Source organism: Saccharopolyspora indica, assembly GCF_027853965.1.
GTDB classification, from domain to species: domain Bacteria; phylum Actinomycetota; class Actinomycetes; order Mycobacteriales; family Pseudonocardiaceae; genus Saccharopolyspora; species Saccharopolyspora indica.
This window is the reverse complement of the sequence record NZ_JAQGLB010000013.1, coordinates 135,436-154,638: the sequence shown is the minus strand read 5'-3', so window position 1 is coordinate 154,638 and position 19,203 is coordinate 135,436. Positions and strand designations below refer to the sequence as shown.

The following is a 19,203-nucleotide window of genomic DNA, read 5'->3' as shown; positions in this document are numbered from 1 at the left end:
CGTGCAGCACTCCGCACGGTCGGTGATACCCCGTACGCTGCGAGGTATGCGGCGGATCATGGGAACCGAGGTGGAGTACGGCATCGTCGTGCCGGGCGATTCCAGCGCAAACCCGGTGCTGACCTCCACGCACATCGTGCTCGCGTACGCGGCGGCGGCCGACATCCCGCGGGCCAGGCGCGCGCGCTGGGACTACGAGGTCGAATCGCCCCTGCGCGACGCCCGGGGCTTCGACCTGAGCGCCGCGGCGCAGCAACCCAGCAACTCCGATGGTGACGACCTCGGCGCGGCCAACGTCATCCTGACCAACGGCGCGCGGCTCTACGTCGACCACGCGCACCCGGAGTACTCCGCCCCCGAGGTGACCAACCCGCGCGACGCGGTCATCTGGGACAAGGCGGGCGAACGGGTGATGGAGGAGGCGGCGATGCGGGCGGCCAGCGTGCCCGGCACCGCGCCCATCCAGCTCTACAAGAACAACGTCGACGGCAAGGGCGCCAGCTACGGCACCCACGAGAACTACCTGATGTCGCGCAGCACCCCGTTCACCGCGGTGATCGGCGGGCTGACCCCGTTCTTCGCCTCCCGCCAGGTGATCTGCGGTTCGGGCCGGGTCGGCGTCGGGCAGGCGGGGGAGAAGGCCGGGTTCCAGCTCTCCCAGCGCTCCGACTACATCGAGGTCGAGGTCGGCCTGGAGACCACCCTCAAGCGCGGCATCATCAACACCCGCGACGAACCGCACGCCGACGCCGACAAGTACCGGCGGCTGCACGTGATCATCGGCGACGCCAACCTGGCGGAGACCTCGACCTACCTCAAGCTCGGCACCGCGGCGCTGGTGCTGGACATGATCGAGGCCGGCCTTCGCTTCGACGACCTGAAGCTGATCGACCCGGTCCAGGCCGTGCACCTGATCAGCCACGACCCGACGCTGAAGCAGACCGTGGAGCTCGCCGACGGCCGCCGGTTCACCGGCCTGGACCTGCAGCGCGCCTACCACGAGCGGGCGGCCGCCTTCCTCGACGAGCACGGCGGCGAGCGGGCCGCGCGGGACGTCCTGGACACCTGGGGCGAGGTGCTGGACCTGCTCAGCACCGACCCGATGAGCTGCGCCGACCGGCTGGACTGGCCGGCCAAGCTGCGGCTGCTGGAGAGCTACCGCAGCCGCGACAGCCTGGGCTGGGCCTCGCCGCGGCTGCACATGATCGACCTGCAGTACTCCGACGTCCGGCTGGACAAGGGCCTCTACAACCGGCTGGTCGCGCGCGGCTCGATGAAGCGCCTGGTCAGCGAGGAGGAGGTCCGCGACGCGGTGCTCACGCCGCCGGAGGACACCCGCGCCTACTTCCGCGGCCGCTGCCTGGAGCGCTACCCGTCGGAGGTGGCCGCGGCGTCCTGGGACTCGGTCATCTTCGACCTCGGCCGGGAATCGCTGGTGCGCATCCCGACGTTGGAACCGCTACGCGGCACGAAGGCCCACGTGGGCGCGCTCCTGGAGGCCGCGGCCAGCGCCGAGGAACTGGTCGACTCCCTGACCAAGGGGTGACGGACAGCCACGTCAGGTGGGTCCGGGAGATCGCCAATGACCCCCGGCTGGCCGTGGGCCAACGGGTGTTCGGATGGGTAGTGTTCACACCAGGACGTCCCCGGTGCAGGGGAGGTCCGCCAGATCGACCACCGGGAGGCGAGATGTCCCAGGAAAAGGTTCAGCGGCACGGCGGCGGCGACGGCGAGGAAGAGCAGGGGCCGGAGGCCGCGGGCCAGGAACGCCGCGAGAAGCTCGGCGAGGACGTGGACGCCATCCTGGATGAGATCGACGACGTCCTGGAGGAGAACGCCGAGGACTTCGTCCGCGCCTACGTCCAGAAGGGCGGGCAGTAGTCGGAACCGGTTCCCGGGCCGCTTCGCGCGGCCCGGTGCCGTCCGCTGCGCGCCGGATCTTGACTAGAGTGCGTACCAGTCGCAGGTCCTTCGATCGGGAGACGATGTCGCTGATGGAATCGAGCTCGACCCAGTTCCCGGGTCAGGCACTGCCCGCCGCCTACCTCACCCCGGGGTCGTCGTCGTTCACCGACTTCCTCCGGTCCACTTCGCCCGAACTGCTGCCCGGTGGCCGGAAGCTGGCCGACGGCGTGGTGGAAGCACCGCACGGCACCACGATCGTCGCGGTGACCTTCCGCGGTGGTGTGCTGCTGGCCGGTGACCGCCGGGCCACGATGGGCAACCTGATCGCCCAGCGGGACATGGAGAAGCTGTTCGTCACCGACGCGTACTCGGCCGTCGGCATCGCCGGTACCGCGGGCGTGGCGCAGGAACTGGTCAAGCTGTACGCGGTCGAGCTGGAGCACTACGAGAAGCTGGAAGGCATCTCGCTGTCGCTGGACGGCAAGGCGAACCGGCTGGCGAACATGCTGCGCGGCAACCTCCAGGCCGCCATGCAGGGCCTCGCCGTGGTGCCGCTGTTCGCCGGTTACGACACCGACGCCGAGGACCCCGACCGCGCCGGGCGGATCGTGTCCTACGACGTGGTCGGCGGCCGCTACGACGAGGCGGGCGGCTACCACGCGGTCGGTTCGGGTTCGCTGTTCGCGAAATCCGCGCTGAAGAAGCGCTTCGACCCGGACGCCGACCTGGACACCGCGGTGCGCACCGCGGTCGAGGCGCTCTACGACGCCGCCGACGACGACTCGGCCACCGGTGGCCCGGACCTGTCGCGGCGCATCTTCCCGTCGGTCATCACCATCACGGCCGCCGACGGTGCCGTGCGGCTGCCCGAGGAGCGCACCTCCGAGGTCGCCACCGAGGTCGTCAACGGCCGGTTGGAGAACCCCGGCGGCTGACACCCGCCCCGATCCGACTCGCGAGCAGATTCGAACCAGGAGTGCACAGCCGTGACGATGCCGTTCTACACCTCCCCCGAGCAGTTGATGCGGGAGCGTTCCGAGCTGGCCCGCAAGGGCATTGCGCGGGGGCGCAGCGTGGTGGTGCTCAAGTACGCCGGTGGGGTGCTGTTCGTCGCCGAGAACCCGTCGCCGACGCTGCACAAGGTCTCCGAGATCTACGACCGCATCGGCTTCGCGGCGGTGGGCCGCTACAGCGAGTTCGAGGCGCTGCGGGTGGCCGGGGTGCGCATCGCCGACGTGCGCGGGTACTCCTACGACCGGCGTGACGTCACCGGCCGGTCGCTGGCCAACACCTACGCCCAGCACCTGGGTGCCATCTTCACCGAGCAGATCAAGCCGTTCGAGGTCGAGATCTGCGTGGCGGAGGCCGGTTTCACCGCCGACACCGACCAGCTGTACCGGCTGACCTACGACGGGTCCATCGTGGACGAACCGCAGTTCGTGGTGATGGGCGGCCAGGCCGACGCGATCACCAGCGCGCTCAAGGAGTCCTTCAGCGACGGGCTGGACCTGGCCGGTGCGGCCAAGGTGGCGATCGAGGCGCTGGGCTCCGGCGGGGACGGCAACCGGGAGCTGGGCGCCGACAAGCTGGAGGTCGCGGTGCTCGACCGCGCCCGGCCGAACCGGACCTTCCGCCGGATCCAGGGTGCGGCGCTGAAGGCGCTGATCCCGGAGCGGGAGTCGACTTCGGACGAGTCCGAGGACACCGGTTCCGAGGAGACGCCCTCGGGCAAGTAGTGGCGGTGGCGATTTCGCCCGGACGACTCCACGAGTGCGGGATGCCGGTCGGCTGACCGGTGTCCCGCACTCGTGCGTTGCGCACCGGATTCCCCGAACGGCTGCCCGCCAAGCGGCGGCGCCGCCGGAGGTCACAACATGCTGTGGTCGGCTGCCGCTGCGGACACCGCCCGTGGCGGGGTGACCGGGGTGCGCGGGGCGCGGTGCGGGGGTGCCGGTGGCCTTCGCGGCACGCCCGATGACGCGGTGCAACCGTTTTCGTCGGCAGGACGCGCCACAGGTGCCCGAACGGCGGACCGCCGCGAAGCGGTATTAGCGCCTAGTGTGGAGTCATGCAGCGGCGGATCTTCGGCATCGAAACCGAGTTCGGGGTCACCTGCACCTTCCACGGGCAGCGTCGACTGTCCCCGGACGAGGTGGCCAGATACCTGTTCCGACGGGTCGTGTCGTGGGGGCGGTCGTCCAACGTCTTCCTCCGCAACGGGGCCAGGCTCTACCTGGACGTGGGCTCCCACCCGGAGTACGCCACGGCCGAGTGCGACGACCTCGTCCAGCTCGTCACGCACGACAAGTCCGGTGAGCGGATCCTGGAGGACCTGCTCATCGACGCCGAGCGGCGGCTGGCCGACGAGGGCATCGGCGGCGACATCTTCCTGTTCAAGAACAACACCGACTCCGCGGGCAACTCCTACGGCTGCCACGAGAACTACCTGGTCGGTCGCTCCGGCGAGTTCTCCCGGATCGCCGACGTGCTGCTGCCGTTCCTGGTCACCCGCCAGCTCATCTGCGGCGCGGGCAAGGTGCTGCAGACCCCGCGCGGCGCGGTGTACTGCCTGTCGCAGCGCGCCGAGCACATCTGGGAGGGCGTCTCCAGCGCGACGACCCGCTCACGGCCGATCATCAACACCCGCGACGAGCCGCACGCCGACGCCGAGCGCTACCGCCGGCTGCACGTCATCGTCGGCGACTCCAACATGTCCGAGGTGACCACGCTGCTCAAGGTCGGCTCGGCGAACCTGGTGCTGGAGATGGTCGAGCAGGGCGTGCAGTTCCGGGACTTCAGCCTGGACAACCCGATCCGCGCGATCCGGGAGATCAGCCACGACCTGACCGGGCGGCGCACGGTCCGGCTGGCGGGCGGCCGGGAGGCCTCCGCGCTGGACATCCAGCGGGAGTACTACGGCAGGGCCGTCGACCACGTGGCGCGGCGCGGTTCGGACCCGATGACCGACCGGATCCTGGAGCTGTGGGGCCGGGCGCTGGACGCCATCGAGCAGCAGGACTTCTCGCTGATCGACCGGGAGATCGACTGGGCGATCAAGCACCGGTTGCTGGAGCGCTACCGCGGCAAGCACGGCTTGGAGCTGTCCAGCCCTCGCATCGCCCAGCTGGACCTGGCCTACCACGACATCCGCCGCGGACGTGGGCTGTTCGACATGCTCCAGCGCAAGGACCTGGTGGACCGCGCCACCGAGGACGGTGAGATCGAGGCGGCCAAGGACACCCCACCGCAGAGCACCAGGGCCAAGCTGCGCGGCGACTTCATCGCCGCCGCCCAAGCCGCGGGCCGCGACTTCACGGTCGACTGGGTGCACCTCAAGCTCAACGACCAGGCCCAGCGCACAGTCCTCTGCAAGGACCCGTTCCGCGCGGTCGACGACCGCGTCGAACGCCTCATCAACTCCCTCTGACCCACCGATCGGGACGAGGTGAAGGGCACCTTTCGCCAAGTTAGTGGGCGAAAGGTGCCCTTCACGCCGACCACGTTCGGGTGGGCCCGGGGGTCTGGGTGCCTCCGCGCGGTGCGTCCGTCACCTGGTGGGGGCGAGGTGAAGGGCACCTTTCGCCCGCATAGTTGGTGAAGGGTGCCCTTCACCTCGAAAAGGTCAGCGTTGTTGGCCGGTGGGGCGGATGGTGAGTTCGTTGACGTCGACCGTCGGGGGTTGCTGGAGGGCGTAGAGGGCCGCGTTGGCGATGTCCGCCGGGGTGAGCTTGGGGACGTCGCGGGTGTCTGCGGTCATCTCGGTCTCGACCATGCCCGGTTGGATGAGGGTGACGCGGACTCCGGTGCCCACGCATTCGGCGCGGATGTTCTGGGCCATGCCGGTGACCGCCCACTTCGTCGCCGAGTAGAGGTTGCCCGGGCGGATGCCGCGGCCCGCGTTGGAGCCGGTCAGGAGCAGGTGGCCCTCGGTGCGGGTGAGGGCGGGCAGGGCCGCGCGGGCGGTGATCGCGGCGCCGTAGACGTTGGTGAGGACCATGTCGCGCCACTGCTCGGGCTCGGCCCCGCCGTTGCCGAGGAACGAGGTGTGCTGGCTGACGCCCGCGTTGGCGAACACCGCGTCCAGGCGCCCGAAGCGGTCCTCGGCGCGCTGGACGGTCTCGGTGAGGCTCGCGTAGTCGGTGACGTCGCAGGGCAGCGCCAGCGCGGTTTCCGGGCCGAGCTCGTCGACCAGGGCGGACAGGGCTTCGGCGGAGCGGGCGGTCAGGACCAGGCGGAAGCCCGCTGCTGCGGCGGCGCGCGCGGTCGCGGCACCGATGCCGCGGGACGCCCCGGTGATCATCAAGACGCGTTCGGACATGCGTCCAGGGTAGGCGCGGTGATCACCGCGAACCTGTTCGCGGCGAGCCGGGTGCGGCGCGTCGCGAAACTTCTTCGCGTTCATCGTGACTTCAGCGCACACCGAAATCAGCGCCTCATTCGCCCCGTCCGTCCCGCGAAGAACAACGCGCCCCGACCCAAACACATGATCGAATCCGGGCGGGCTAGAGTTCTGCGGTGGCCACTGTGCGTGCTGAACGCTTGGTGAACCTGGTGCTGTGTCTGCTGTCGACCCGCCAGTACCTCACCGCGGATCGGATCCGGGCGATCGTGCCGGGCTACTCCGGCGCGCCCACTGACGAGGCCTTCTTCCGGACCTTCGAACGGGACAAGGCGGAATTGCGGGATCTGGGCATCCCGCTGGAGACGGGCCGGAACTCGGCCTTCGACGCCACCGACGGTTACCGGATCGCGCGCCGCGACTACGAGCTCGGCGACGTCGACCTGGAACCCGACGAGGCCGCCGCCGTGGCGCTGGCGGTGCGGCTGTGGGACGCCCCGGAGCTCACCGCGGCGGCTCGCGGCGCGCTGCTGAAGCTGCGCGCGGCCGGCGTGGACGTCGACGAGCACGCTTCGGCGGCCGTCGAGCCCAAGGTGCGCACCACCGAGCCCGCGTTCGCGCCGCTGCTGGCGGCGGTGCAGAGCGGCCGGGTGGTGGAGTTCGACTACCGGCGCCCGAGCAGCCCCGACGTGCACCGGCGGACCATCGAGCCGTGGGGCGTGGTGTCCTGGCGGGGGCGCTGGTACGTCGTCGGGCACGACCGGGACCGGCAGGCCCCGCGGTGCTTCCGGCTCTCCCGCATCCAGGGCAAGGCGAAGGCGACCGGGCGGGCCGGGCAGGTCCAGCGCCCACCGGACATCGACCTGCTGAGCTTCGTGGCGGGCGAGCACCGCCACGCCCAGCCGAGCACGCTCGCCCGCGTGTGGGTCGCGGACGGGCGGGCGCAGGGCGCGCGGCGCCGGGCGAAGGTCGTCGACCGGATGCAGCTCGGCGACGACTGGGGCGACGTGGTCGAGCTCGACCTGAACTACCCGGAGTCGGCGGCGAGCTGGCTCGCCGGGTACGGGGCCGACGTGCTGGTGCTGGAGCCGGACACGCTGCGCAAGACGATCCACGAGATCCACCTGGACGTGGTGGACCAGGGCGAGCCGGGGGAGGGCACGCGGTGACGAGCGCGACCGAGCGGCTGCCGCGCCTGCTGGCGCTGGTGCCGTACCTGCTGAGCCGGCCGGGCATCCCGGTCGCCGACGCCGCGGGCGACTTCGGCGTCACCGAGCAGCAGCTGCGCAAGGACCTCGAGCTGCTGTGGATGTGCGGGCTGCCCGGCTACGGGCCCGGTGACCTGATCGACCTCTCCTTCGAGAGCGACACCATCACCGTCACCTACGACGCGGGCATGCGGCGACCGCTGCGGCTGACCGCCTCGGAGGCCACCGCGCTGCTGGTCGCCCTGCGGGCGCTGGCCGAGACGCCGGGCATCACCGACACCGACGCGGTCCAGCGGACCCTGGCGAAGGTGGAGAACGCCGTCGGGCAGGCCCGCCCGGCCGGTGTGGTCGTCGGGCTGGAAGGCCGCGGCGGCGCGGTGCAGCCGGGCGTGCGCGCCGCGGTGCAGGAGGCCACGACGCTGCGCCGGGCGCTGTGGATCCGCTACTACACGCCCTCGCGCGACGAGATCAGCGAGCGCACCGTCGACCCGATGCGGCTGCTGCTCATCGACGGGCGCAGCTACCTGGAGGCCTGGTGCCGCAGCGCGCAGGGCGTGCGGATGTTCCGGCTGGACCGGATCGACGAGGTCGCGGTGCTCGACGAAGCGGCGCAGCCGCCCTCCGAGGCCGAGCCCACCGACGTGTCGGAGGGGCTGTTCCGGCCCGCGCCCGACCAGTCGGTGGCCGAGCTGGAGCTGGAGCCGGACGCGCGCTGGGTCGCCGAGTACTACCAGGTGGACGAGCTCGTCGAGCTGCCGAACGGGCGCGCCCGGGTGCGGATGCGCTACTCCGACCGGAGCTGGATGAGCAGGCTGCTGCTCGGGCTGGGCGGGCAGGCCCGGGTGCTCAGCCCCGACGACCTGGCCTGTGACGTGCGTCAACGCGCGGAAGACGCGTTGGCACGGGCACGTCACCTTCCGTCCATCTGAGCCCGATACGGTGACCGGGTGCCGTACGTGTGGAGTCTTGTGCTGCTGGGAGCGGGTCTGGTCCTGCTCGTGCTGCTGCTGGTCCGGGTCCTCCGGGAGGTTTCCCGGTTCAAGTCCGTCCAGCGGCAGGTCGCCCACGACCTCGCGGACCGCAGCGGCCTGGTGAAGGCGCGCGTGGCCGGGCTCAAGGTGGCGTTCGCCGAACGCCGCCGCGGGTGACGCTCAACGGCCCTATTTGTCCAGCCCTGCCGCGCGTACGATGTCGCCCAGCAGGGACATCACGAAAGGTTGTGTTCGGATGGGTTTGCCAGGTGGCTGGGAGCTGATCCTCATCGTCTTGGTTCTGGTGCTGCTGTTCGGCGCCACCAAGCTCCCGCAGATGGCCCGCTCGCTCGGCCAGTCCGCGCGCGTGTTCAAGGCGGAGGCCCGCGGCATGAAGGCCGACGAGGAAGCCGCGAAGAAGGCCGAGGAGGACAAGCCGAAGCCGGAGCTGACCGCCGGTGAGACCAGTGCGCCTCCGGTCACGTCGCCGTCCCCGGCCGACGAGAAGCAGCGCAACGACACCAAGAACTGAGTGAGGACGGGACAACACGGTGGGTAATCCACTGCGTCGCCTGAACCCGTTCCGCAAGGAGCGCCGCCGGTGGGGCCGCAGGCACAACCCGGACGGCACCATGACGCTCGTGGATCACCTCTACGAGCTGCGGTACCGGTTGGGCGTGGCCATCGCGGCGGTGATCGTCGGCGCGATCTTCGGGATCTGGTGGTTCTCCCACTCGGCCTTCGGGCTGCCCACGCTCAGCGACTTCCTGCTGGAGCCGTACTGCCAGCTGCCCGAGACGCAGCGGTTGTCCCCCAACGGGCACTGCCAGCTGCTGCAGACCGAGCCGTTCGAGATCTTCATGCTGACCCTCAAGGTCGGTGTCGCGGTCGGTGCGGTGCTGTTCAGCCCGGTGTGGCTGTACCAGCTGTGGGCGTTCATCACGCCCGGTCTGTACGCCAAGGAGCGCAAGTTCGCCCGGCTGTTCGTCAGCTGCGCGACGGTGCTGTTCCTGGCCGGTGCGGTGCTGGCGTACTACATCCTGCCGGTGGCGCTGGCGTTCATGTCCGGCTTCGGCGGGGACGCGTTCTTCACCGCGCTCACCGGTGGCAAGTACATCAGCTTCATGCTGCTGCTGCTGGTGATCTTCGGTGTCAGCTTCGAGCTGCCGCTGATCCTGGTGATGCTCAACCTCGCCGGGATCGTCAGCTACGAGAAGCTCAAGAGCTGGTGGCGGGGCATCGTGTTCGCGCTGTTCGTGTTCGCCGCGATCGCGACCCCCGGCCAGGACCCGTTCTCGATGCTCGCGCTGGCCGCGGCGCTGTCCGTGCTGTTCATCATCGCGATGGGGATCTGCCGGGCCAACGACAAGCGCAAGGCCAAGAAGCTGGCGGCCCAGGGGCTCGACGCGGTCGGGCTGGACGAGGCCTCCGAGATCGACTTCCGGGGCTCCGAACTGGACCTGCAGTCCTCGCAGGCGCCCCGGCGCAACCACGACGACGTCACCTGACGTGCCGGGAGCGGCGCCGGTGCCGGCCACGACTTGGACACGGGCACTGGCCAAGGCGGTGCCGCGTGGGTGAGGATCTTGCCTCGTGCGCTGTGTCCTGTTGATCAACCCCGCGGCCGGTGGTCGGCTCTCGGCGAAGGTGGTCGGCGACATCGTCGGCCACCTTCGCGCCGTTTGCGACGTCCGGACGGTGATCGCCACCGATGCCGGTGGTGCCGCCGAAGCCGCCAAGCGCGCGGTGTCCGACGGCGCCGACGTGCTCGCCGTGGTCGGCGGTGACGGCATCGCGCACCTCGCCGTGCAGGCGTGCGCGGAGTCCGGCACCGCGCTCGCGCTGATCCCGGCGGGCACCGGCAACGACCTCGCGCGCGGGCTCGGCGTGCCGCTCGACGCCGCCGCCGCGGCCCGCTCGGTGGCCCGGGCGCTGCAGGCGGGGGACAAGCGCAGCATCGACCTCGGCAAGGCCGCGGGCGCGGGCTGGTTCGCGACCGTGCTCTGCGCCGGGTTCGACTCGCGGGTCAACGCGCGGGCGAACCGGATGCGCTGGCCGCGCGGGCAGCGGCGCTACGACCTGGCGGTGGTGCGGGAGCTGCTGGGCCTGCACGCGATGCCGCTGCGGGTGGAGACCGAGTCCGGTGTCATCGAGCAGGCCGCGACGCTGGTCGCGGTGGGCAACTCCGCCTGCTACGGCGGCGGCATCCCGGTCTGCCCGGGCGCCGACCCGGCGGACGGGCTGCTCGACGTGACGGTGGTCGGCGCGGTGTCGCGGCGCGACTTCGTCGGCATCCTGCCGACGCTGCGCTCCGGCGGGCACGTGGAGCACCCGGCGGTGACCACGCTGCGAGCCAGGCGGATCCGCCTGGGCGGCGACAACGGCTGGCTGGCCTACGCCGACGGCGAACCCCAGGCCCGGCTACCGCTGACCATCCGCTGCGCGCCGGGCGCCCTGCAGGTCGTGGGTTGACGCGCGACTGAAGGTCGTGGGTTGGTGTTGTGCCTGCACAGGGGCCGTGAGCGCTTTGAGGGGCTATGGCACCACAAAGCACTCACGGGTCCCCACCTGCGGAAATGGTCGGACTGTGATGAGGTGCGCACCGCCGGTGCGGGCTCGGTCGAGACGGTCGTCGGTGGGATGTGAAAACCTTGGGAGGTGGCTGCTAGCCGTTCCAACCCCACCGAGCTGTCCCCGGCCGAGTCCTTCGCCAAGCACTCCCGCCGCGGTGTGCACCCGAAGCTGACCGATTTCGCCGGGCAGCTGTCCTTCGAGCTCGACCCCTTCCAGCGCACCTCGTGCCAGGCGCTGGAGGCCGGTCGCGGCGTGCTGGTGTGCGCGCCGACCGGCGCGGGCAAGACCGTCGTCGGCGAGTTCGCCGTGCACCTGGCGCTGCAGGAGGGCCGCAAGTGCTTCTACACCACGCCGATCAAGGCGCTGTCGAACCAGAAGTACGCCGACCTGTGCGAGCGGCACGGTAGCGACGCGGTCGGGTTGCTGACCGGCGACACCTCGATCAACGGCGACGCCCAGGTGGTCGTGATGACCACCGAGGTGCTGCGCAACATGCTCTACGCCGGCTCCAGCAGCCTGGACCAGCTCGGCTACGTGGTGATGGACGAGGTGCACTACCTCGCCGACCGGTTCCGCGGCGCGGTGTGGGAGGAGGTGATCCTGCACCTGCCCGACCACGTGCAGGTCGCCAGCCTGTCCGCGACGGTGAGCAACGCCGAGGAGTTCGGCGAGTGGCTGCAGGAGGTGCGCGGCGACACCACCGTGGTCGTCGACGAGCACCGGCCGGTGCCGCTGTGGCAGCACATGCTGGTCGGGCCGCGGATGTTCGACCTGTTCGGTGGGGAGAGCGCCGACCGCGAGCTGCAGATGAACCCGAGCCTGCTGCGCCACACCCAGCAGCTGGCCCGCGTGCACCTGCCCTACGGCGGCCGCCGCAGCGGCCCCAACAACGGCAAGCGCAAGGGCCCGCGGCCGCCCCGGTTCTTCCCGCCGTCGCGGGTGGAGGTGCTGACCGGGCTGGACGCCGCCGGGCTGCTGCCCGCGATCGTGTTCATCTTCAGCCGCAACGGCTGCGACCAGGCCGTCTCCCAGTGCGTGCGCGCCGGGCTGCGGCTGACCAGCGAGTCCGAGGTCGCCGAGATCCGCGAGGTGATCGACGAGCACACCGCGAACCTGCCGGAGAGCGACCTGTCGGTCCTGGGCTTTTGGGAGTGGCGGGAGGCGCTGGAGCGCGGGCTGGCCGCGCACCACGCCGGGCTGCTGCCCGCGTTCAAGGAGACCGTCGAGGAGCTGTTCGTGCGCGGCCTGGTCAAGGCCGTGTTCGCCACCGAGACGCTGGCGCTGGGCATCAACATGCCCGCCCGCACGGTGGTGCTGGAGCGGCTGGTGAAGTTCAACGGCGAGTCGCACGTGGACCTCAGCCCCGGCGAGTACACGCAGCTCACCGGCCGCGCGGGGCGGCGCGGCATCGACGTGGAGGGCCACGCGGTGGTCGTCTGGCAGCCCGGCGTCGACCCGAAGCAGGTGGCCGGCCTGGCCTCCACCCGCACCTACCCGCTGCGCTCCTCGTTCCGGCCCGGCTACAACATGGCCGTCAACCTGGTGCAGCGCGTCGGGCAGGACGCCGCGCGGGACCTGCTGGAGCAGTCCTTCGCGCAGTTCCAGGCCGACCGCTCGGTGGTGGGCCTGTCGCGGCGGGTGGACCGCAACAACGAGGCGTTGAGCGGCTACTCCGAGGCGATGCACTGCCACCTGGGCGACTTCGACGAGTACTTCCAGCTGCGCCGCCGGATCTCGGAGCGGGAGAAGCTGCTGGCCAGGCAGAACCGGCAGTCGCGGCGCGCGGAAGCGGCGAAGTCGCTGGAGAAGCTGCGCAAGGGCGATGTGATCTCGGTGCCCGCGGGACGCCGCTCGGGTCTGGCGGTGGTCATCGACCCGGGGCTGGAGCCGATGGGCGAGCCGCGGCCGCTGGTGGTCACCGAGGACCGGTGGTCGGGCCGGCTGTCGGTCGCCGACTTCACCTCCCCGGTGGAGCCGCTGGGCAAGCTCAAGCTGCCCAAGCACGTCGACACCCGTTCCCCGAAGTCCCGGCGCGATCTGGCCTCGTCGCTGCGCAACACCGGGCTGGAGTCGCCGGGCGGGCGCGGCAGGCGGCGCTCGGACGCCACCGACGACGCGGAGCTGGCGACGTTGCGGCGCGCGCTGAAGGCGCACCCGTGCCACGGCTGCGACGAGCGGGAGAGCCACGCGCGCTGGGCGGAGCGCTACGAGCGGCTGCACGGCGAGAACGAGAACCTGCGCCGCAAGGTCGCGGCCACCACGCACTCGCTGGCCCGCGCCTTCGACCGGATCGTCGCGCTGCTGACCGAGCGCGGCTACCTGCCCGCCGAGCCGAGCGAGGACGACAAGGTCACCCGGCACGGGCGGCGGCTGTCGCGGCTCTACAGCGAGTCCGACCTGCTGGCGGCGGAGTGCTTGCGGGTCGGCACCTGGACCGGGCTCGGCCCGGCGGAGCTGGCCGCGGTGGTCTCCTCGCTGGTGTACGAGTCGCGGCGGGAGGGTCTGGCCCCGCAGGTCCCGGCCGGGGCGGTCACCGATGCGCTGGAGGCGACCTGGCAGCTGTGGGCGGAGCTGGAGGACGACGAGCGCAGGCACAAGCTGAACCGCACTCGCGAGCCCGATGCGGGTTTCGCCTGGCCGGTGTTCCGCTGGGCGCGCGGTGAGTCGCTGGAGAAGGTGCTCACCGCCGCGGAGACCAGCGGGCACGAGCTGTCGGCGGGCGACTTCGTGCGGTGGTGCAGGCAGGTGATCGACCTGCTGGACCAGATCCGCGAGGTGGTCGGGGTGTCCGATCCGGTGGGCGCGGCGGCGGCGAAGGCGGTCACCGCGATCCGGCGCGGAGTTGTGGCCGCCGGGGCGGTCTGACCGTCCCACGTGTCAACCGGCGACCTGCGCAACCGCACCTCAGGGGACCGTGACGCAACCCAGCCACAAGAAGCCCCGAAAACGCAAGATCGCTCCCAAACGCAACCACCACTGAAAAACGCGGAGAGGCGGGACAGACGGCCGGGCGGTTGTGGTTGGATTTCTTCGCGATGCCGCGTGCAACATCGTCCGGAGGTGCAGAATGTCGTCCCCCTACGGCCCGCCGCCAGGGGGGTATCCCCAGTGGGGGCAGCAGCCCCCGAACACCGGGATGCCGCAGGGCGGGCCGGGTTACCCGCCGCAGGGCGGTTTTCCGCCGCCGCAGGGCGGGTTCGCGCCGCAGCCACCGCCGCAGCAGTACGGCTACGGCCAGCAGTACCAGCAGCCGCAGCAGTTCCAGCGGCCCGCGAACCAGTTCCCGCCGCAGGGCGGCTTCGGCCCGCCGCCGCGGAAGAAGCGCTCGGTGCTGCCGTGGGTGCTCAGCGGTGCCGGCGTGCTCCTGGTCGCCGTGGTGCTGGTGCTGGGGTTGATCGTGCCGGGGTGGTTCGTGCGCTCGGTGTTCGACGCGAGCAGCGTGGAGAAGGGCGTTGAGCAGACGCTGAAGGACTCCTACGGGCTGGCCGGGGTCGGGTCGGTGAGCTGTCCGGGCGGGCAGGCGGTGCAGACCGGCAACCGGTTCGACTGCCAGGTGCGGATCGGCGCGGAGGACAAGACCGTCACCGTCACGGTGAAGACGAGCAAGGGCGTCTACGAGGTCGGCCACCCCAGGTGAGGTCCGCCGGGCGGGGCGGAAAATCGGTCGCTTCCGGCGGCGGCGACCGGGAGAATCGCGGCGTGATCGACGTACGCGCACTGGCCGAGTCCGAGTTCCGATCGGCGCACGACCTGTTCCGGCGAGCCTTGCTGCTCCCACCGTGCAAGGACGATGCGTGGGAGAACACCCGCGGTCGTTACGAGCTCGGCCGGGTGCTGGGCGCGTTCGACGGCGGTGAGCTGGCCGGTACCGCCATGGCCACCACCAACGAGCTCGCGGTGCCCGGTGGGCAGGTGGCCGCGGGTGCGGTGACCGGCGTCGGCGTCCGCGCCGACCGGACCCGGCGCGGAGTGCTCCGCGGGCTGATGCGCGCGCAGCTCGACGACGCGGCGAAGCGCGGCGAGCCGGTGGCGATGCTGCACGCCTCGGAGGCCGCGATCTACGAGCGGTTCGGCTACGGCTTGGCCTCGCGTCACCGGAAGGTGGAGCTGGAGCGCGCGCGGGTGGTGTTCCGCGACGACGCGCCGCGGGGCGGCCAGGTGCGGGTGCTGGACTGGGAGGCGGCGATCTCGCTGCTCCCGGAGATCTACCGGAGGTGCGTGGTCGACCGGCCGGGCACGATCGGCCGGAACGAGGCGTGGTGGTCGGGGATGCGGCAGTACCTCGGCGACGGCTGCTTGGTGGCGGTGCACGCCGACGAGGACGGTGCGGACGACGGGTTCGCCGTGTACGAGCCGAAGCCGGGCGACGGCGGGACCACCGTGGACGTCCACGACCTCAAGGGCGCCGATGCCACCGCGGTGGCGCAGCTGTGGCGGTTCCTGCTGGGCATCGACCTGGTCGATCGCGTGGTGGGGCACGTCCGGCCGCTGGACGAGCCGCTGGAGTGGTGGCTGACCGACCGCCGCCGGTGCGCGGTGACCGAGGTCGCCGACGACCTCTGGGTGCGCCTGGTGGACGTGCTCGCCGCGTTGCGGGCGCGGTCCTACGGCGCGGCGGAGCCGGTGGTGGTCGAGGTGCGCGATGCTTTCCTGCCGGACAACGAAGGCGGCTACCGCATCGGGCCGGACGGCGTCGAGCGCTCGACGGCCGAGCCGCAGCTGAGCCTCGACGTGTCGACGCTCGCCGTGCTGTACCTGGGTGATCAGCTGCCGTCGACGCTGGTGGCGGCCGGGCGCATCGAGATGCGCGACCCGGCGGCGGTCGCGGCGGCCGACCGCTTGTTCGCCACCCTCGAAACCCCTTGGTGCGGAACGGGTTTCTGACCTGAGCGCAGGCTTGCTGATCCTCCACGGTGGACTTCCTGGTCCCGCGGCGGGGAGGCGGCGCTGACGTCCTGATCTGGTCGCGTGGGGTCGTGAGCGCGTAACGGTGTTCCAGCACCGTTTCGCACTCACGACCCCTTTTTGGTGCTCGGGGGAGATCAGGGGTTGAAAATAAGTAGACCGACTGTCATATTTTCTCTCGTGAAGAAGGGTGCGCGAACGCGGCAGCAGATGCTCGAGACCGCGATGGAGCTGTTCAACCAGCAGGGTTACCACGGCACCGGGGTCAACCAGGTGCTCGCCGAGTCCGCCGCGCCGCGGGGCTCGCTGTACTTCCACTTCCCCGGCGGCAAGCAGCAGCTGGCCGCCGAAGCGGTCGCCGCCTCCGGGCGGCAGGTCGGCGAGCTGCTGGCCCTGCTCGCCGAGGTGGCCGAACCGGGCGAGGCCGTCGCGGCGATCGTGGCGCACTTCGAGCGGTCGCTGGTCGAGTCGGACTTCCGCCGCGGCTGCCCGGTGGCCACGGTCGCCCTGGAGGCCTCCGCGGAGAGCCCCGAGGTGCGGTCCGCGTGCCGCGACGCCTACGGGCTGTGGCAGGAGCAGCTGGCCGAGCGGTTCGGCGGCTGGGGGATCCCGGCGGGCCGGGCCGCGGAACTGGCCGTCGTCGCGTTGTCGCTGCTGGAAGGCGGCTTGCTGCTGGCCAAGGTGCAGCGGGACGTCGCGCCGCTGCGAACGACAGGAGCACAACTGACCGCGTTGCTGGAAGCGGCGCGGGTGGAGGGGAACTGATGCGGATCCACCACCTCAACTGCGGCACCATGCGGCCGTTCGGCGGTCGGCTCGTCAACGCGGCGGGCAGCCGGTTCGGCACCGCGCGCATGATCTGCCACTGCCTGCTGGTCGAGACCGAGCAGGGGCTGGTGCTCGTCGACAGCGGCATGGGCGTCCCGGACGTCACCACGCACGCGAAGCTGATGAAGCAGCGGCTGCGGCTGGGCCGTCCGGTGCTCGACGCCGGTGAGACCGCGGTGGCCCAGCTGGAGCGCCTCGGCCACCGGGCGCAGGACGTGCGGCACATCGTGCTGACCCACCTGGACCTCGACCACGCGGGCGGGCTGCCGGACTTCCCGCACGCCCAGGTGCACGTCCACGACGTCGAGCACCGGACGATGCTGCGCGACCTCAAGCAGGACCGCTACCTGCGCCACCAGTTCCAGCACGGTCCGAAGTGGAGCGTGCACGGAAGTGCCGACGGGGAGCGCTGGTTCGGCTTCGAGGCAGTGCGCGACCTGCCGGGCCTGCCGCCGGAGATCCTGCTGGTGCCGCTGCCCGGCCACACCCGCGGCCACACCGGCGTCGCCGTGCGCAAGCAGGACGGGACGTGGCTGCTGCACGCCGGTGACGCGTTCTTCCACCACGGCGAGATGGCCGAGAACCCGCACTGCAGCCCGATGCTGCGCTACTTCCAGAACAGGGTGCAGGTCGACGGCCCGCTGCGGCGGCACAACCAGGACCGGCTGCGCGACCTGGCCACCGCGCACCGCGGCCAGGTCGAGGTGTTCAGCGCGCACGACCCGGTCGGCTTGGAGCGATTTGGCGGGAACGCCTGAACTCCCGCGAGGTCAGTTCGCCGCGGCAGGGCGCATCGAGCCCGTTTCGACGTAGCGCTGGTGCCAGGACAGCGCCTCTCCCAGCAGGTGCGGGGTGTGCAGGCCGAACGACGATCGCAGCGCCCGGTCGTAGTAGTCCTGGAGCGCCGGGCGGAAGTCGGGGTGGGCGCAGTTCGCGATGATCCGCTCGGCCCGCTTCCTGGGCGACAGGCCGCGCAGGTCGGCCAGCCCCTGCTCGGTCACGATGACGTCGACGTCGTGCTCGGTGTGGTCGACGTGCGAGACCATCGGCACGATCGCCGACACGGCACCGCCCTTGGCGACCGACGGCGTGACGAAGATCGACACGTGGGCGTTGCGCGCGAAGTCGCCCGAGCCGCCGATGCCGTTCTGGATCCGGCTGCCCATCAGGTGCGTCGAGTTGATGTTGCCGTAGATGTCGGCCTCCACGATGCCGTTCATCGCCAGGCAGCCGAGCCGGCGCACCACCTCGGGGTGGTTGCTGATCTCCTGCGGGCGCAGCAGGATCCGGTCCCGGTACGCCGCGGCGTCGCGGTTGAAGCGGTCGATCGCCGCCGGGCTGAGCGAGAACGCCGTCGCGGAGGCCATCCGCAGCTTCCCCGATTCGATCAGCGCCAGCATGCCGTCCTGGATCACCTCGGTGTAGGCGGTCAGCCCGTCGAACGGCCCGGCGCCGAGCCCGGCCAGGACGGCGTTGGCCACGTTGCCCACGCCGGACTGCAGCGGGAGCAGCTCGCCGGGCAGCCTGCCGGAACGCACCTCCGATTCCAGCAGGTCCAGCACGTGCCCGGCGATCCGCTCCGAGTTCTCGTCCGGAGGGGTGAAAACCGTGTTGCGGTCGGGTGATTCGGTCTCCACGACGGCGATCACCTTGTCCGCGGGGCATTCCAGGTACGGCGTGCCGATCCGGTCGGCCGGGCTGGTGATCGGGATCGGCGTGCGGCGGGGCGGCAGGGCGGTGCCGTAGTAGATGTCGTGCATGCCCTCCAGGTGCTCGCTCTGCCACGAGTTGACCTCGAGGATCACCCGATCCGCCTGTTCGAGCCAGGTCTTGTTGTTGCCCACCGAGGAGGACGGGACGAGACGACCGTCCTCGGTGATGCCGCTGACCTCCACGACGGCGACGTCGAGCTTGCCGAGAGCGCCCTGCCACACGCGCTGCGCGACGTGCGAGAGGTGGATGTCGGTGTAGTCCATCCGGCCGCTGTTGATCTTCTCCCGGGTGACCGGGTCGGACTGGTACGGCAGGCGCAGGTCGATGCCCTCCACGTCGGCGAGCGCGCCGTCCAGCTCCGGCGCGGTGGACGCGCCGGTCCACAGGCCGAACTTCATCGGCACACCGCGCGCGTGCGCCTCGGCGACCCGCTTGGCCAGCGCGCCCGGCACCTCCTTGGGATATCCGGCGCCGGTGAACCCGCTCATGCCCACGTTGGCGCCCGGCTCGATCAGATCGACGGCTTCCGGGGCCTCGACGACCTTCGCCGCGAACCGCTGGTTCCGAATCCTGCCGGTCATCTCCACCCCTCCGTTGGGACAGCGACGGCCCCGAAAATGATCAACGGGCCATGTGTGACGTGGATCGTAGGCGCGAAATCGAGCGGAAATGGTTGTGATGCACGACACGACAGCTGATCGACGTGCTGGTCGGATCGTTCCCGTGATCGCCGCCAATGCCCGTTGAACTGGGAAAACGC

18 protein-coding genes are annotated in these 19,203 nt (G+C 71.1%); 16 read left to right on the top strand and 2 right to left on the bottom strand.

The window, feature by feature from the left end:
* Nucleotides 1-46 precede the first annotated feature (46 nt).
* The 5 genes from dop to pafA all read left to right on the top strand — a co-directional run bounded on the left by dop (nucleotide 47) and on the right by pafA (nucleotide 5,332).
* A complete protein-coding gene (gene dop, locus OU416_RS26195) occupies nucleotides 47-1,546 on the top strand; it encodes a depupylase/deamidase Dop (RefSeq protein ID WP_270929670.1) in 1,500 nt (499 codons plus the stop codon).
* Nucleotides 1,547-1,689: 143 nt separating this feature from the next.
* On the top strand, nucleotides 1,690-1,881 hold the full coding sequence (locus OU416_RS26190) for a ubiquitin-like protein Pup (protein ID WP_093155583.1): 192 nt from the start codon (nucleotides 1,690-1,692) through the stop codon (nucleotides 1,879-1,881).
* 113 nt (nucleotides 1,882-1,994) lie between these two features.
* A complete protein-coding gene (prcB, locus tag OU416_RS26185) occupies nucleotides 1,995-2,840 on the top strand; it encodes a proteasome subunit beta (RefSeq protein ID WP_270929669.1) in 846 nt (281 codons plus the stop codon).
* Nucleotides 2,841-2,891: 51 nt separating this feature from the next.
* Complete coding sequence (prcA, locus tag OU416_RS26180) at nucleotides 2,892-3,641, top strand: proteasome subunit alpha (RefSeq protein WP_270929668.1); 750 nt, start codon at nucleotides 2,892-2,894, stop codon at nucleotides 3,639-3,641.
* A gap of 332 nt (nucleotides 3,642-3,973) precedes the next feature.
* Entirely contained in the window at nucleotides 3,974-5,332 is a 1,359-nt protein-coding gene (pafA, locus tag OU416_RS26175) for a Pup--protein ligase (protein ID WP_270929667.1), read from the top strand.
* Nucleotides 5,333-5,527: 195 nt separating this feature from the next.
* Here the strand turns inward: pafA and OU416_RS26170 are convergent, their stop codons facing one another.
* A complete protein-coding gene (locus OU416_RS26170; protein WP_270929666.1) occupies nucleotides 5,528-6,223 on the bottom strand; it encodes an SDR family oxidoreductase in 696 nt (231 codons plus the stop codon).
* A 197-nt stretch (nucleotides 6,224-6,420) separates the two neighbouring features.
* Here OU416_RS26170 and OU416_RS26165 point away from each other — a divergent pair, with 197 nt between their 5' ends.
* From OU416_RS26165 to OU416_RS26115, 11 genes are all read left to right on the top strand, one after another.
* On the top strand, nucleotides 6,421-7,413 hold the full coding sequence (locus tag OU416_RS26165; RefSeq protein ID WP_270929665.1) for a helix-turn-helix transcriptional regulator: 993 nt from the start codon (nucleotides 6,421-6,423) through the stop codon (nucleotides 7,411-7,413).
* Nucleotides 7,410-8,381, top strand: coding sequence for a helix-turn-helix transcriptional regulator (locus tag OU416_RS26160; RefSeq protein ID WP_270929664.1), 972 nt, complete (start codon nucleotides 7,410-7,412; stop codon nucleotides 8,379-8,381). The genes OU416_RS26165 and OU416_RS26160 overlap by 4 nt, the downstream gene beginning before the upstream one ends.
* Before the next feature lie 18 nt (nucleotides 8,382-8,399).
* Nucleotides 8,400-8,600 carry a bacteriophage holin gene (locus OU416_RS26155; RefSeq protein ID WP_093155592.1) on the top strand — a complete coding sequence of 67 codons (201 nt, stop codon included), beginning with the start codon at nucleotides 8,400-8,402 and terminating at the stop codon, nucleotides 8,598-8,600.
* Between the two features lie 79 nt (nucleotides 8,601-8,679).
* Complete coding sequence (gene tatA, locus OU416_RS26150) at nucleotides 8,680-8,955, top strand: Sec-independent protein translocase subunit TatA (RefSeq protein WP_270929663.1); 276 nt, start codon at nucleotides 8,680-8,682, stop codon at nucleotides 8,953-8,955.
* 19 nt (nucleotides 8,956-8,974) lie between these two features.
* Complete coding sequence (tatC, locus tag OU416_RS26145; protein WP_270929662.1) at nucleotides 8,975-9,931, top strand: twin-arginine translocase subunit TatC; 957 nt, start codon at nucleotides 8,975-8,977, stop codon at nucleotides 9,929-9,931.
* Between the two features lie 85 nt (nucleotides 9,932-10,016).
* The gene (locus tag OU416_RS26140) at nucleotides 10,017-10,895 is read left to right on the top strand and encodes a diacylglycerol/lipid kinase family protein (RefSeq protein ID WP_270929661.1); all 879 of its coding nucleotides are present in this window, start codon (nucleotides 10,017-10,019) and stop codon (nucleotides 10,893-10,895) included.
* A 186-nt stretch (nucleotides 10,896-11,081) separates the two neighbouring features.
* Nucleotides 11,082-13,862, top strand: coding sequence for a DEAD/DEAH box helicase (locus OU416_RS26135; protein WP_270929660.1), 2,781 nt, complete (start codon nucleotides 11,082-11,084; stop codon nucleotides 13,860-13,862).
* Nucleotides 13,863-14,064: 202 nt separating this feature from the next.
* Entirely contained in the window at nucleotides 14,065-14,634 is a 570-nt protein-coding gene (locus OU416_RS26130; RefSeq protein ID WP_270929659.1) for a DUF4333 domain-containing protein, read from the top strand.
* A 62-nt stretch (nucleotides 14,635-14,696) separates the two neighbouring features.
* Nucleotides 14,697-15,881 (top strand): GNAT family N-acetyltransferase, encoded by a 1,185-nt coding sequence (locus OU416_RS26125; protein ID WP_270929658.1) that lies wholly within the window; start codon nucleotides 14,697-14,699, stop codon nucleotides 15,879-15,881.
* Nucleotides 15,882-16,082: 201 nt separating this feature from the next.
* Nucleotides 16,083-16,667, top strand: a complete 585-nt coding sequence (locus OU416_RS26120; RefSeq protein ID WP_270929657.1) for a TetR/AcrR family transcriptional regulator — start codon at nucleotides 16,083-16,085, stop codon at nucleotides 16,665-16,667.
* Nucleotides 16,667-17,488: an MBL fold metallo-hydrolase gene (locus OU416_RS26115; RefSeq protein ID WP_270929656.1), complete on the top strand. Its 822-nt coding sequence runs from the start codon at nucleotides 16,667-16,669 to the stop codon at nucleotides 17,486-17,488. Before OU416_RS26120 ends, OU416_RS26115 begins: the two co-directional genes overlap by 1 nt.
* A 12-nt stretch (nucleotides 17,489-17,500) precedes the next feature.
* Here the strand turns inward: OU416_RS26115 and OU416_RS26110 are convergent, their stop codons facing one another.
* Entirely contained in the window at nucleotides 17,501-19,024 is a 1,524-nt protein-coding gene (locus OU416_RS26110; protein WP_270929655.1) for an acetyl-CoA hydrolase/transferase family protein, read from the bottom strand.
* Nucleotides 19,025-19,203: the final 179 nt, after the last annotated feature.

Excerpts from the sequence above, each read along its gene's own strand:
- dop (WP_270929670.1), top strand. The coding sequence starts at position 47 with ATGCGGCGGATCATGGGAACCGAGGTGGAGTACGGCATCGTCGTGCCG.
- OU416_RS26190 (WP_093155583.1), top strand. The coding sequence starts at position 1,690 with ATGTCCCAGGAAAAGGTTCAGCGGCACGGCGGCGGCGACGGCGAGGAA.
- prcB (WP_270929669.1), top strand. The coding sequence starts at position 1,995 with ATGGAATCGAGCTCGACCCAGTTCCCGGGTCAGGCACTGCCCGCCGCC.
- pafA (WP_270929667.1), top strand. The coding sequence starts at position 3,974 with ATGCAGCGGCGGATCTTCGGCATCGAAACCGAGTTCGGGGTCACCTGC.
- OU416_RS26170 (WP_270929666.1), bottom strand. The coding sequence starts at position 6,223 with ATGTCCGAACGCGTCTTGATGATCACCGGGGCGTCCCGCGGCATCGGT.
- tatA (WP_270929663.1), top strand. The coding sequence starts at position 8,680 with ATGGGTTTGCCAGGTGGCTGGGAGCTGATCCTCATCGTCTTGGTTCTG.
- OU416_RS26130 (WP_270929659.1), top strand. The coding sequence starts at position 14,065 with ATGTCGTCCCCCTACGGCCCGCCGCCAGGGGGGTATCCCCAGTGGGGG.
- OU416_RS26115 (WP_270929656.1), top strand. The coding sequence starts at position 16,667 with ATGCGGATCCACCACCTCAACTGCGGCACCATGCGGCCGTTCGGCGGT.
- OU416_RS26110 (WP_270929655.1), bottom strand. The coding sequence starts at position 19,024 with ATGACCGGCAGGATTCGGAACCAGCGGTTCGCGGCGAAGGTCGTCGAG.